14 protein-coding genes and 1 pseudogene are annotated in these 14,081 nt (G+C 48.7%); 12 read left to right on the forward strand and 3 right to left on the reverse strand.

What is annotated here, in order from left to right:
• Window positions 1-72: 72 nt before the first annotated feature.
• From nrdD to ACYP03_RS07900, 3 genes and pseudogenes are all read left to right on the forward strand, one after another.
• Window positions 73-1,902 (forward strand): annotated as a pseudogene (nrdD, locus tag ACYP03_RS07890) (anaerobic ribonucleoside-triphosphate reductase); the annotation flags it as partial.
• A gap of 19 nt (window positions 1,903-1,921) precedes the next feature.
• Window positions 1,922-2,437 (forward strand): anaerobic ribonucleoside-triphosphate reductase-activating protein, encoded by a 516-nt coding sequence (gene nrdG, locus ACYP03_RS07895; protein WP_459779164.1) that lies wholly within the window; start codon window positions 1,922-1,924, stop codon window positions 2,435-2,437.
• A 198-nt stretch (window positions 2,438-2,635) separates the two neighbouring features.
• The gene (locus ACYP03_RS07900; protein ID WP_459779165.1) at window positions 2,636-2,899 is read left to right on the forward strand and encodes a DUF2960 domain-containing protein; all 264 of its coding nucleotides are present in this window, start codon (window positions 2,636-2,638) and stop codon (window positions 2,897-2,899) included.
• 1 nt (window position 2,900) lies between these two features.
• Here the strand turns inward: ACYP03_RS07900 and ACYP03_RS07905 are convergent, their stop codons facing one another.
• Both ACYP03_RS07905 and ACYP03_RS07910 read right to left on the reverse strand, forming a co-directional pair.
• Window positions 2,901-3,689: a ceramidase domain-containing protein gene (locus ACYP03_RS07905; protein WP_459779166.1), complete on the reverse strand. Its 789-nt coding sequence runs from the start codon at window positions 3,687-3,689 to the stop codon at window positions 2,901-2,903.
• A gap of 39 nt (window positions 3,690-3,728) precedes the next feature.
• Complete coding sequence (locus tag ACYP03_RS07910; RefSeq protein ID WP_459779167.1) at window positions 3,729-4,325, reverse strand: class I SAM-dependent methyltransferase; 597 nt, start codon at window positions 4,323-4,325, stop codon at window positions 3,729-3,731.
• Between the two features lie 188 nt (window positions 4,326-4,513).
• Between ACYP03_RS07910 and ACYP03_RS07915 the strand changes: the two genes are divergently transcribed.
• The 8 genes from ACYP03_RS07915 (at window position 4,514) to ACYP03_RS07950 (ending at window position 11,336) form a co-directional block, all read left to right on the forward strand.
• Window positions 4,514-4,867 (forward strand): DUF2750 domain-containing protein, encoded by a 354-nt coding sequence (locus ACYP03_RS07915; protein ID WP_248142005.1) that lies wholly within the window; start codon window positions 4,514-4,516, stop codon window positions 4,865-4,867.
• A 160-nt stretch (window positions 4,868-5,027) separates the two neighbouring features.
• On the forward strand, window positions 5,028-5,573 hold the full coding sequence (locus ACYP03_RS07920; RefSeq protein WP_459779168.1) for a hypothetical protein: 546 nt from the start codon (window positions 5,028-5,030) through the stop codon (window positions 5,571-5,573).
• Between the two features lie 11 nt (window positions 5,574-5,584).
• Entirely contained in the window at window positions 5,585-5,977 is a 393-nt protein-coding gene (locus tag ACYP03_RS07925) for a carboxymuconolactone decarboxylase family protein (protein WP_330960270.1), read from the forward strand.
• 325 nt (window positions 5,978-6,302) lie between these two features.
• Complete coding sequence (locus tag ACYP03_RS07930) at window positions 6,303-8,351, forward strand: PhoX family protein (RefSeq protein WP_459779169.1); 2,049 nt, start codon at window positions 6,303-6,305, stop codon at window positions 8,349-8,351.
• Between the two features lie 184 nt (window positions 8,352-8,535).
• Window positions 8,536-9,288: an esterase/lipase family protein gene (locus ACYP03_RS07935; RefSeq protein ID WP_459779170.1), complete on the forward strand. Its 753-nt coding sequence runs from the start codon at window positions 8,536-8,538 to the stop codon at window positions 9,286-9,288.
• Between the two features lie 92 nt (window positions 9,289-9,380).
• Entirely contained in the window at window positions 9,381-9,542 is a 162-nt protein-coding gene (locus ACYP03_RS07940; protein WP_459779171.1) for a hypothetical protein, read from the forward strand.
• 61 nt (window positions 9,543-9,603) lie between these two features.
• Window positions 9,604-10,113, forward strand: coding sequence for an N-acetyltransferase family protein (locus ACYP03_RS07945; RefSeq protein WP_459779172.1), 510 nt, complete (start codon window positions 9,604-9,606; stop codon window positions 10,111-10,113).
• A gap of 269 nt (window positions 10,114-10,382) precedes the next feature.
• A complete protein-coding gene (locus ACYP03_RS07950) occupies window positions 10,383-11,336 on the forward strand; it encodes a sensor domain-containing diguanylate cyclase (protein ID WP_459779173.1) in 954 nt (317 codons plus the stop codon).
• A 255-nt stretch (window positions 11,337-11,591) separates the two neighbouring features.
• Here the strand turns inward: ACYP03_RS07950 and ACYP03_RS07955 are convergent, their stop codons facing one another.
• On the reverse strand, window positions 11,592-12,557 hold the full coding sequence (locus ACYP03_RS07955; protein ID WP_459779180.1) for an integron integrase: 966 nt from the start codon (window positions 12,555-12,557) through the stop codon (window positions 11,592-11,594).
• Window positions 12,558-12,914: 357 nt separating this feature from the next.
• Here ACYP03_RS07955 and ACYP03_RS07960 point away from each other — a divergent pair, with 357 nt between their 5' ends.
• Window positions 12,915-13,856, forward strand: a complete 942-nt coding sequence (locus ACYP03_RS07960) for a hypothetical protein (RefSeq protein ID WP_031846314.1) — start codon at window positions 12,915-12,917, stop codon at window positions 13,854-13,856.
• The last annotated feature ends 225 nt before the right edge of the window (window positions 13,857-14,081 follow it).

Raw genomic sequence — 14,081 nt, forward strand, 5'->3', positions numbered from 1 at the left:
CAAATTGCATATTTAGTGTTTGTGGGGTGCGTGGTGACTAATAACAGGGATGGCGTTCAACCTTTGGGTCGTATGCTGGAAGAAATTCGTGGGCTGATGGCGCAGACCCACACTGAACTGCTGAATGAAAATGCCAATAAAGACGGCCGGGTTATACCGACTCAGCGTGATTTACTGGCCGGTATTGTGGCCAAACATTATGCAAAGCAGTTTCTGTTACCTACTGCCGTGGCCGAAGCGCATGAAAAAGGGGAACTGCATTTTCATGATCTCGACTATGCGCCGTTCTTTCCCATGTTTAACTGTATGCTGATTGATCTCGAAGGCATGCTCACGCAGGGCTTCAAGATGGGCAATGCCGATATTGATACGCCCCGTTCCATTTCTACCGCAACGGCAGTTACTGCGCAGATTATCGCTCAGGTTGCCAGTCATATTTACGGCGGTACGACGGTCAATCGCATTGATGAGGTGCTGGCACCTTATGTCACCAGCAGCTACCAGAAGCATCTGCAGGTTGCCCGGCAGTGGGAGATTCCTGATGCCCGCGCCTATGCCAGACAGCGCACCGAAAAAGAGTGCTTTGATGCATTTCAGTCGCTGGAATATGAAGTGAATACCCTGCATACCGCGAACGGACAGACCCCATTTGTGACCTTTGGCTTCGGACTGGGGACGTCCTGGGAATCCAGACTGATTCAGGAATCCATCCTGAAAAACCGGCTGGCAGGCTTAGGGAAGAACCGGAAAACTGCGGTCTTTCCAAAGCTGGTTTTTGCGATTAAAGACGGTATCAACCATAAAGCGGGAGACGGAAATTACGATATCAAACAGCTGGCGCTGGCATGTGCAGCAAAACGGATGTACCCGGATATTCTCAATGTGGAGCAGGTTGAAGCTGTGACCGGCTCGTTCAAAACGCCGATGGGGTGCAGAAGTTTTCTCGCACGCTACGAGGAAGACGGTGTCGTGAAGCATGAGGGGCGCTGTAATCTGGGGGTTGTCAGTCTGAACCTGCCCCGGATTGCCCTGGAGGCCAAAGGGCAGGAAGCGGTGTTCTATGAACTGCTTGAACAGCGACTGAATCTGGCAAAAGAGGCCCTGGACTTTCGTATTGCCTCACTCAATGGGGTGAAAGCCAGAGTGGCGCCCATTCTTTATATGGAAGGGGCTTGTGGTGTTCGGCTCGGGCCGGAAGATGAGGTGTCAGAAATCTTCCGGCATGGCCGGGCTTCTATTTCGCTGGGTTACATTGGCCTGCATGAGACCCTGAATGCATTGTACGGTTGCAGCAGACATGTGTTTGATTCAGAAGCATTACAGCAAAAAGCATTGTCGATTGTCCGTCACCTGCGTGAGGCGGTGGATCGCTGGAAAGCGGAGACCGGGTATGGTTTCAGTCTTTACGCGACCCCGAGCGAAAATCTGTGCAGCAGGTTCAGTGCACTGGATCGGCAGACATTTGGTGAAGTTGCCGGTGTGACCGACAAAGGTTATTACACCAACAGCTTTCATCTCGATGTTGAAAAGCAGGTCAATCCTTACGACAAGATTGACTTTGAAATGGCTTATCCGGCGATCTCCAGCGGTGGTTTTATTTGTTACGGCGAGTACCCGAACATGCAATATAACCTGGAGGCACTGGAGAACGTCTGGGATTACAGTTACAGCCGGGTACCTTACTACGGCACCAATACACCGATTGATGAATGCTATGACTGCGGATTTCAGGGGGAATTTCACTGCACCAGTAAGGGATTTGTCTGTCCCGGATGCGGAAATCATGAACCGTCGCGGGTTTCTGTGATTCGTCGGGTCTGCGGATATCTGGGGAGTCCGGATGCGCGTCCGTTTAATGCCGGTAAGCAGGAAGAAGTGCGTCGCCGGGTGAAACATCTGTAATCCGGATGCAGAGGCTGGAATGAATTTTCATCAGTATTTTAATTGTGATGTGCTGAATGGTCCCGGTACCCGCTGCACGCTGTTTGTATCGGGGTGTGTGCATCAGTGCCGGGGGTGTTATAATCAGTCGACCTGGCCGGTCAACAGCGGCATGCCCTTTACTCAGGACATGGAAGACAGACTGATTGCTGATCTGCTGGATACACGGATTGTCCGCCGCGGGTTATCCCTGTCTGGCGGCGATCCGCTGCATCCGGCCAATCTGACGGATGTGAATCGGTTAATCCGGCGGGTCAGGAATGAGTGTCCAGGGAAAGATATCTGGCTCTGGACGGGTTATGTCATGGAGCAACTGTCAGCGCCGCAACGCCAGGTTGTGGCTTTGATTGATGTGATGGTGGATGGTCCCTTCGTACGCCAGCTGCATCAGCCCGGGTTACAGTGGCGAGGCAGCAGTAATCAGCGCATCCTGCGTAAAGCGGGCTCGGGCGGAGCATGGATGGAAGCCAGTGCTCAGGCCCCGGCAGACTATTAAGCTGTTCCTTTATCATTGTATTTATTGATAACTTCAGAAGTTATCCACTGTTTCTGTGCATAACTGTGGGAAAATAAAGTGAATGAATCGGAAAACCGTGGATAAGCAGGTCCCGGCAAAGCCTGCTGCCACTAGGCTTGCCGGATAAAATCCGCTACACTTCGCCCCCAGATTCAGACAGAACACATGAGTCCAGCTATGGCACGTACAGTGATTTACACCTATAAAAACCAGAAAAAAAGCATCAGTTTTTCCTACAGTCAGTTTCGTTCAATTCATGAAGCCGTTGCTGCTGCGGAAGGTATTGATTTAACAGACTATCTGAAGATGGAACTGCAGGTCGAAGCCGTGTCGAGCGGTGAAAAAGCCGTCCGGGATTTTCGTGACAGCCACTTCCGTAAATTAGGCTTTGGCAAAATTGCGCTGGCACCCAAAGAGCATCGTGGTATCGGTGAAAAGTGAGTTATTGCTGCGATAGTCGCTTTTTCAATAACAGATAGATCCACCACCCCGACAATGCGGCCAGTAAGTGTTTCACACTGTGGCCGCTTATCCACCCGCCAGTCAGTGCAAACACTTCGTTGTCCTGATATTCGGCCAGTTTGGCCAGCCCGTATGACATCAGGGCTGCCAGATAATATCGTCCCCCCGGCCGCTTTTCGTCATACAGCAACAGAATTAAGGGTAAATGCAGAACGGGCAGCAATTGTACCAGGACGTAGGCACTTAAATCAGCGGGGCGATCGCCGGTGCTGGTCTGAACATACCAGTAAATGACCGCCAGCAGCCCGTACACATTGAGCGGAAACAAAAGTTTCTGCCCCAGACTGGGCTGAATGTATTCACTTAGGACCAGACAATACAGACTCAGAAACACCAGACAGATTGGCAGGCGGTCCAGCATCAGACTGAAAGGTGCCGGCGAAAGATGGTAATAGGCTGAGCCTAAGGCAGCGGCAATCAGGCCCTGAAAAAACAAAAAATAGGCCGGAGACACTTCCGGTTCAATCACCCGGTCTACATGATGTCTGCTGATCTGGCTGAGCAGCCGGACTCCCAGGAAGCCGATGAGCGCAAATGGCAGGTTGGTGATGACATTGGCAAAATTTGCAACACCGAAAGCAGCACGCGTATCGGCGTACTGATAATAATCAGCGGGTTGTGTGATGGGCGATTGAGACAGAACCAGCACCAGCAAAATCAGCGCAGTGGTGATCAGCAGGACAGCTTTGAACTTTTCCGTTCGTTGCATCACCAGGTGCCCGTGCTGCTTTCGCTTCATGGCGGCCGATTATTTCTTCATCGCAATTAAGGTGTGAATGTGCCACTGGTGTTTCGTACCGGTCAGGCGTGAAGAAACCTCGTGCCGCTGCTGCCAGGAAACGACATAAAACTGACTGAATAACCGCTCCAGCTCTTGTCTGCTGAGCGTCATGACCTGATCAGAGTTGTCGGTTTCATCTCCATTCATGCCAAGAAAATGACCACAGAATAATCCTCCCGGATATAAGCACTGAACAATCTTTTGCCACACCGCGTAGAAGTCTGGCCTCGGACAAAAGAAGAGTGAAGCACTGGCATTAACAAGGTGGGCCTTTGGGAAACGGTATTCGCTGAAATTGCAGTGCTGAAGATCCAACAGTGCATTGGAAGCCGCCAGCGGATGTGTTGATAATTGTCTCAGGCTTTCAAGGTTACTGTCGAAGGCATAGACCCGGTACTGATTTTCCAGCAAAAAGAAGGTATCCCTGCCGCGACCGCAGCCACAGTCCACAGCCACTTTTCCTCGCAGCTGATCCCCCAGCAACTGATGGGCTTCGATCAGATGAGGGCGAGGCGGTTGCAAAGCTGATGGAGACAGATAAGTTTGCCAGTCAATAGTGGCCATGTTTACCTCGATAATGCTTACTTCGTGGTCATTACAAGTATAAACACGGTCTGAGACGGTCAGCGTTCAATTGTTAGACGGAGTGAAAATCGGCCTAAGAATTTGATCTTACATTACGGATAAACTTTGCTACTATTTGCGCCAGCAGCCCGCGAATCAGCGAGCCCCTAATCAAGAGAGATATCACGATGACGAAATTAACTGCAGACGTTCAGGCAAATGCCGAACTGTTCTTCACTGAATCCAAAGAGGCACAGGTTGTCTACGGTTTGTGTAACGAAGAAGGGGATTGGCTGTCGGTTGATTCCAGTGAATTTGAAGAGTCAGAAGTGATGCCGTTCTGGTCGAACGAAGCTGACGCGAAATTCCACTGTGTGGATGAGTGGGCTGAGTTTCAGGCGACTGAGTTGCCGCTGGATGTTTTCGTTCAAGACTGGATGGTCACCCTTGCCGAAGATGGTGTTCTGGTAGGTCTGAACTGGAACCAGGAACTGGAAGGTGTTGAACTGGAACCTCAGGAAGTGGCCAAACAATACCTGTAAGGTTCAGCATTTTCGTGGAAAACCGCCAAAGTTGGCGGTTTTTTTATAGGTGACAAGTTGATTATCTGCCTGCTATCAACATTCTGATGATTCAGGGTTGCAAAATGAACTGTGTTCAATATTAAATGCAGCCCTCACAAAACCACGGAATGGACAAAACATGAAGAAAAGAAAAACACTGCTCGTTGCGGCAATGGGATTACTGATGAGTGGCTGCGCGTTGGTTGGATTGCAGGCCGATAAAAATAGCGGTGTACTCGCCCTTTATATGGACATCGATTCGGAAGCAAATCATTCATTGCCTTGTCGTGCAATTGCTTTTCGAATGAAAAAAGTGACCGATGAGAACGGCACTGAAGATATCTGGAGCGCAGAATCATACTTCGATATTGAAAATCAGGCTGCCATTATTACAGGCATTGCAGATGGTAAGTACGTGATTGACAACATGCGTTGCTTTGCAAAAACGCGTCATGTCTTTAATAATTTCGCCCAGTATCTTGATATACCAACATTTGATATCGTGAACATTTATCAGGGTAAAGTGACACTGAGTTCGAAGGCGTTTAAAGCGGGACAGAGTCTTGACAAAGAGAAACGCGTCTATGTTCAGTTGACAGATGCCGGTAGCCTGAAACAGGATAAGCTGGCTGATGTACTCCGGGCCAATCCGAGTTTGGCTGGCTGGGAGTTGATAAAAGATTAAAAGAGCAAATTATGACAGACGAAAAACGTTATCAGAAAGGCCTCTCCAGACTCAACGAACTGGATCCTCACGCAGCCGGGCATTTAAAAGAAAGTTTCAAGTCTGTTTGCCCGGAGCTGGCTGACTTTATTATTGCTTTTCCATTCGGTGAAGTGCTTTCCCGTGAAGGGCTGGATTTTCAGACCCGTGAACTGGCGACGATTTCTGCACTGACTGCAATGGGAAATTGCCAGCCGCAGCTGGCGAGTCATATCAAAGGTGCACTTCACATTGGATGTCAGCCGCAACAGATTGTTGAAGTCATTCTGCAAATGGCTGTCTATGCGGGCTTTCCGGCTGCCATCAATGGGATGACAGTAGCCAAAAATGTTTTTGAAGAACTGGGAATCTCATCCGTCCGATAAACAATAACTAGTCTGAAATTCCGCCCGACAGGGCCTGCAAGAAATGTTGAGACATAAAATCTCGCGGCCGGAGCCATGCATTGAACGGTTCCGGCCCTGTTTTTGTTCCGGCAGTCTCAAATCTCTCCTTCGTCTTTTTTCTCCCTCTCTCAAAAATATCGATGCAGTACATCGCATTTTGACATGTACGCGAACTAACACTCTGTTTTTAAAGAGAATGAAACTGAATCGTCATCGTTTTCTCTCCGTGTTGTAACACTGCGCCGTCAGTATATGAGCCCGTTTGTACATCTATGCTGATAATCATCACAACTAGGGAAGAATCATGAGCAAGGCGACGTTCGATCCAAATCGCTATAACAAAAGTGGCAATGAAACCTTTCAGGAAGTTCTGGACAAACATTTGTCCCGCCGTACGGCACTGAAAAGTACATTAGGGCTGGGTGCACTGACGGCGCTGAGCAGTTTCGGGCTGGCTGGATGCGGCAGTGACAGTCAGTCAGGTAAATCAGGCGGCAGTACAGATACAGTCAGCCGCAGCGATGTGGTGCTGAATTTTGAGTCGATCCCTGGCGCTTTGCTGGATGCTGTGGCAGTACCAGCAGGTTATCAAGCTCAGGTACTGGTGCCATGGGGCACGCCATTGAACAACAAAGCGAGTGTCTGGGATAACACCGGGAACAACTCGGCGGATGATCAGGCAAACGCCATGGGGATGCACCATGACGGGATGCATTTTTTCTCTTTGAATGATGCTGCTGATGACGGTCTGTTGTGCATCAACCACGAATATATTGATCAGAATGCCTTGCACCCGAACGGTCCGACCAAAGATGGCGGCACAGGTTTGCGGACAAGCGTTGAAGAGATCCGGAAAGAAATCAATGCACACGGTGTCAGTGTTGTGCGTGTGAAACTGAACGGAAACACCTGGCAGATCGTGGACAATGATCCGTTGAACCGTCGATTTACCGCAGCCACTGTCATGGACATGGCGGGCCCCCTGGCCTTTACTTCTCATCTGGAAACCCGTTTCTCGCCCGATGGCAGCCAGACTCGCGGCACCCTGAATAACTGTGGTAACGGTTACACACCCTGGGGCACATACCTGACCTGTGAAGAGAACTGGCCGGGTTACTTTGTCAACAAAGGCACGAAAACTGAAGATCAGAACCGGATTGGCGTTTCTGGTTCGGGTACGCGTTATGGCTGGGATGATCTGGCGGGCGATGCTGATGAACGTCTGGATGAGTTTACCCGGTTTAACGTCACACCATCGGCAGGCAGCGCAGCAGGGGACTACCGGAATGAAGCAAACGGCTTTGGCTATATTGTGGAAATCGACCCTTACAATGCCTATGCGCGCGCTGTAAAACGAACTGCACTGGGCCGTTTCCGTCACGAAGGGTGTGCGTTTGGAAAGCTGGAAGAAGGAAAGCCGGTCGTTTTCTACTCGGGCCATGACTCCAAGTTCGAATACATTTATAAATTCGTTTCTGATGCAGTCTGGGATCCGGCTGATGCGAGTCCGGCGAACCGTCGCGCAGTCGGTGATAAGTACATGGATCACGGAACACTCTATGTCGCGAAATTCTCTGAAGACGGTATCGGGCAATGGCTGCCACTGACGATGGACAGCCCGAAAAAAGACGGCGGTGTATTGGGGGACGACTTTGATTCTCTGGCTGCGATTTTGCTGAACACGCCGGGAGCTGCAGATCTGGTGGGCGCGACACCGATGGATCGTCCGGAATGGACGACGGTTGATCCTTACACCGGTACTGTCTATCTGACACTGACCAACAACTCCAGCCGTAAGGAAGCCAATGCAGCGAACCCGCGTCTGGATAACTATTTTGGTCACATCATCCGTTGGGATGAGGGCAGTGACCAGAATTCATTCAGCTGGGATATTTTCCTGTTCGGAGCGCCGTCCGGTGCAGATGCGGATATCAACCGTTCGGGTCTGACGAATCTGAATATGTTTGCCAGCCCGGATGGCTTGTCGTTCGACGGGCGTGGCATTTTATGGGTGCAAACCGACAATGGTGCTTCGGAAGTGACCAAGTACACCAATGATCAGATGCTGGCAATCGTGCCTTCAGCCATGGTCGATGCACAGGGGAAACAACAGGTGGTCACCAGTGAGAATCAGACCCAACTGAAACGTTTCTTTGTCGGTCCGAATGACTGTGAAGTGACAGGATTTGCAATCAGTCCGGATTACAAATCAGTCTTCATCAATATTCAGCACCCGGGCAACTGGCCATACTCTGAGAATGCGGCCGAAGAAACACCGGTAGGTGTGACGGTTCGTCCCCGTGCTGCAACGGTTGTGATTCGTCGCAATGACGGTGGTCCGATTGGCGTTTGATGTCTTCAGCTGAATCCGTCTGAGATTTCAATCGAAACCCGCAGCGAGCTGCGGGTTTTTTTATGCTGTCTATAGTTATCAGGCCCGAGTTATCAGGCCCGAGTTATCAGGCGCGGCGTGAAGCATCTCTGGCGAGGAGCTTTGGTGCCGATTCAGACTCACTTGTGACGAGGTATCCCCCGGAATGAAACAGAGGGTTTTCAGATGCTTGTTCTTCTCCTGCCTGTATCTTGCTGCCAGTTCGGCGCTGGTTCAGGCTGCAACGTTGAATCCCGGTTGTGTTGTGCTGCTGCACGGGCTGGCAAGAACCGCTCATTCAATGTCCGCGATGTCTGAGGCGCTGAAGCAAGCGGGCTATCAGACAGTGAATGTCGATTATCCTTCAACTCAGATGAATATTCCGGCACTTGCAGAGCGGGTGATACCGGAGGGGGTGTCTCAGTGTGGCCACACGCAGCCGGTTCATTTCGTGACACACTCTATGGGCGGCATTCTGGTCCGGCAGTATCTGTCTGTGCATCACTTGCCCGCATTAGGGCGCGTCGTTATGCTCGCACCGCCGAATCAGGGCAGTGAGGTCGTTGACACATTGCGTGACTTTTTCCTGTTTCAGTGGATCTACGGACCGGCGGGGCAACAGTTAGGAACGGATGTCCAGAGCCTGCCGAAGCGCCTTGGTCCTGTCAATTTTGAATTGGGTGTGATTGCCGGAAATCGCAGTATCGACTTTCTGACCTCATGGCCATTGCCGGACCCGCATGATGGCAAAGTGAGTGTCGAAAGTACAAAAGTTGCAGGGATGAAGGCTCATCTTGTCCTGCCGGCAACCCACACATTGATCATGAGTGATGACGAAACAATTCAGCAGGCGGTCTATTTTCTTGGACATGGCTTTTTCCTGAACCCGGATATTTCGAATCAAGAAGAACGTTACTGACTGATTCAGAAGATACACAGGTTGTGACGTTAAGCAGGCTGTGACTCGTGAACAGAAGCTGCCTGAGGAAGGGCATCAAATGAGAGATCATCATGAAAACAATCCTGAAAGTGGTTGCTCTGGTGTTACTGGTGGCTGCCGGTTTTATTGCTGGCGTGGCCTTCGAAAGGTTTCGGTATGAGGACGTATGTCTGGATATGGGAGGCGGCCAGAATCCCGGTGATTACCCCATCTGTGTGATAAAGATTCCATGATTGTTGTTGCGTGACTCATGCCGTCATTGTACAAACAAATTTTTGGAATGTGGGTCGCTTCATGGATGTCATTGAAATTAAAGATTTGTCGCCTTATTTTCAACAGTTAACCGGGTTGCTGCAGGATTGTGTGGATGATGGTGCTTCCATCGGTTTTCTGCCGCCTCTCTGCCGTGTTGATGCTGAAGCATACTGGCAGGATGTTGCACAAGCTTTGGGGGAGCACAGAAAGCTTTGGATTGCCTGTGAGGGTGAACAGCTGCTCGGTACGGTTCAGCTGGCATTGTGTGGCAAGAAAAACGGTGCGCACCGTGCTGAAATCGAAAAGCTGATGGTGAACACAAACGCACGTGGCCGTGGGGCAGGTAAGGCGCTGATGCTGGCTGCAGAAACATATTGTCAGCAAATAGCCCGCCACTTGCTGGTACTGGATACCCGGGAGGGTGACGTCGCCTCATCGCTGTACAGAACGCTGGGCTATACAGAAGCGGGACGGATTCCACAGTTTGCGTTGAGCGCGACGGGTGAACTGGATGCAACGGTCTATTTCTATAAGCTCCTGTCGCAGTAATGTCTGAAAGTCAGGCCAATCAGTAGGCTTCCTTTTGTGAAGATTGTCTGTCAACAGCAAGGGAAGTGTGAACCGGAGTTTTCTCTGATATGACGCTTTGGAATAAAAAATTACCCCATATGAATCATTCGCATAGAAATTGTGAATCAATGTGAGGTGAACGACATAATATCCGGTCTTGAGCGTGTTAAATCGGATAAAGGGTTTTCGTAAATGCTTTGGTAGTATATTTTGTGGATATGAGAGTTGAAGTTGTAGGATCGGAAGTCATGTTAGTGCCGGAGAAGCCCAGAGATGAAGTTGAACGGCTGCAGTGTCTGCGTTCGCTGGCAATATTGGATACGGAGCGTGAAGAGCGTTTCGACCGCGTGACCCGACTGGCGCGACGGCTGTTTAATGTCCCGATGTCGACGGTGACTCTGGTCGATGAAAACAGACAGTGGTTCAAGTCTTGTTACGGTGCTGAACTGACCGAAACCGGACGGGATGTTTCTTTCTGTGGTCATGCCATTTTAGGGAATGAGCCTTTCATCATCACTGATGCCTCCAAAGACGTGCGATTTCATGATAACCCGCTGGTGGTTGGTCCGCCTTTTATTCGTTTCTACGCCGGTGTGCCACTACTGTATCGTGGAAAGTACAAACTGGGGACGCTTTGCATCGTCGATCATCAGCCTAAAATGCTGAATACAGACCAAATCCGGGATTTAATTGATTTGGCAAAAATTGCCGAACAGGAACTGTCGGCGCTGCATGAAGCAACGATTGATGAACTGACTCAGATTTCCAACCGGCGTGGTTTCATCAAACTGGCCTCGGAAAGCCTGCAAAATTGTCAGAAATACGATGAACCGTTTTCTCTGGCTTTCTTTGATCTCAATAAATTTAAGACGATTAATGATCAATGGGGTCATCAGGCCGGCGACCATGCGCTGAAAGATTTCGCAATGCTGATCAGCCAGTGCTTCAGGTCTTCTGATTTGTTTGCCCGTGTTGGCGGAGATGAGTTCGTGGTGCTTTATACCGGGATGGAAGAGGAAGAAACCCGGAAAGCGATTCATCGGTTTGAACTGGCTGTAGACGAATTTAACCGCAACCAGCATCGCCCTTATCAGCTGTCATTCAGTGTTGGACTGTACACACTTCCTCCAGGCCGACGTATGAATCTGGAAGATATCTTGGCGAAGGCCGACTCCCGGATGTACCTCAGTAAAAAGAGCTAGCGGGTCCGTTTTCGGATAGAGGCATCTGCGAGCTTCTGAGCCCACGGTCATTTCTTTCACGAATTCAGGCGCATCCGGTGCGCTTTGAAGGACTACCTGCACTCACTTTTCCCGTTCTGCAATGCATCCAGAAATGCAACTTTGCGCTTACCCACAGATATGCAACCTCAAACGCATCATTGCGTGAAACGCCGTTCATCTCTGCCTATGATGTCAGGCAACAAGAAATATATCTTCAGGCGCGTGACTTGATTGTCAGGAGCGGTAGCGTGTTTGCGGGGATGTATCCATTGGACTGGTCACGCCTGAGTGATGCACACCGGCAACATGAGTGTAAATCTGTGTGGTAGATATGTCTGAGTGACCAAGCAGTTCCTGAATGCTTCGCAGATCAGTTCCGGCTTCTAACAGCCGTGTCGCAAATGAATGCCGAAAAGTGTGGCATCCGGCTTTTTTATAGATGCCTACCGTTCGAATTGCCAGGTTCACATGTCGCTGAATCTGGCGGGTACTGATATGGTGCCGCATTCTTTTGCCTGATCTCGGATCCTGACTGAGATGCAATGCTGGAAACAGGAACTGCCAACCCGTACTTTTGGACGCGGACGGATACTTTTTTGCCAAAGCAAATGGCATGTACACTTCCCCAAAACCGGTTGCTAAATCTTGGTGGTGGCGTTGGACCACCCCTTGAATCTGCCTGGACAAGATTTCATGCAAACTTTTGGGAAGCAGGGTTTGGCGATCTTTATCTCCTTTCCCATTTCTGACAGTGAAGGCACTGCTGGTGAAGTCGATGTCCTGAACTCTCAATCGCATTGCTTCGCTGACACGTAAGCCGCTACCGTACATGAGCTGTGCAGCCAACTGATAGGGTTGGGATATCTCTTGAATAATACTGATGGCTTCATCATGTGAAAACACAACGGGTAAGCGTACTTTCGGTGCCGCTCGTTTGAATGATAATTGCTCTGTGTTGAGCTGAAGATATTCCCGGCACAGAAAAATTAACGCATTGAACGCAGTTTTTTGTGTACTCGGAGCCACATTTGCCTGTAACACTAAATGCTCGAGAAAAACCGGAATATCTTCAGGACGAATGTGATCACGTCGTTGATAGCGATGGAACAGAACAAATCGGCGAATCCATGCAGATAAGTCTTTTCCGTGGAATAAGACAATCCCCGTAACCGGATAAAAGTACGCAGCTGGTGAAGAAATTTACCTGAAGGTTGTTTAATCGGTGGTGGTATGTCGGTCATCATTTCACAAAAACAGTTGAACAGAACCGGGACTATAGTCTGTCGCTTTTTCAGTTCCGAATCACAAGTCGCTGATTTTCGATGCGATGAGTAGAAATCATGAAACGCTAGACAGAACAGTTACATAGAATTGTGTACATAGATTAGATATACGACATGATGTCGTATATCTTAGTGAGATGTTTGTTTCATAAGATGGGTTTACTTGTTGTATATCAGTTGGTTAGAGGATGATTTTAGTCAAGAGATATACGACAGGGTTATACGACATGATGTCGTTGAATAAAATGTTATATTCATTCGGAGGTAACATAATATGTCTTTAGATGTGGCATATTCTATTGAAATAGATGATTTTATCGACCCAGATAAGGCATATGAGCTTTACTGGTCGGGAATGCTCGAAGACAAGAGAGCATTTTTGTGTCCGGGTACAAACTGTTCAGCTAATGTTACTTGTGCAAACCTTGATAAAGATACTAGCTCACTAAAAGTAGTGCCTCATTTCCGAGTATTTGGTTCTCACACCAAAGGGTGTGAAGTTTCTAGAAATGTACCTCTGAAGCTTCAGTACGCAGAGCCAACAACGCAAACAGCGACTCATAAAACGCTTGATACTTCAATCGTAGACACATTCTTAGAGAAAAGACCTGAATCGTATTACGACCATTATAAAACTAATAGCCGCGCTAAAAACGCCAAAGTACGAATGGTTAACATACTGAAGTCTAAAGCTGAAAGGCAACTGAAAGAAATTGGTGTCACTAGTAGTATCTATTCGGTAAGGACAGTTGTTAGTAGGTATGCTAGGTACAAGAAAGATGGAACTTTAGAACTACGCAGACTAAATATTGCGGGTAAAGACAAACCTTACACAAGCCTTTTTAGTAAAATAGAAAATCAGATAGTTTCTGACTTGCCGCAAATGCCTTCTATTTATCACGGTTGGGCATTTATCAATAGGTTACCATCAGGTCACGGTTACCAGATAAAGTTCAAGAAAAAACTAAAGGGTAATAGCAGCGACAAAGAGTTCACCACCACGGTTATGATTGGTGACCGGCTAATTGAACATTACAAGATGAAAAAGCTGGTAGCCAAAAGGATTGAAAAACTTTATAAATCTCCGAACCCGACTGCTTATGTTTTTATCTATGGTACGCCAAGAGTTAACGAACGAAATGACAGGTATGCAAACATCGACATTACAAATTTAGACATGATCGATATTTGTCTTGAAGACCCTTGGGCAAAATGAATATAACAAACTGTTCAAGAGTGATTCGCAACGCGTGGCATTTTTGTTATGCGTTGCGTTTAGTGTTTAAGGTGGTATGCGGAAGCATCGGTATTGCGTTGCTCACACCTTAACAGGGCGTTATGTGCTTTCGAGGAAAATGATGAAAAAGCAATTATTATTGTCTCTCTCAAGTTTGGTTTTTACTGTGGCGGTTAATGCCAAAGATACAGCTATCGACTGCGA

It is taken from the genome of Photobacterium sp. R1, assembly GCF_054600795.1.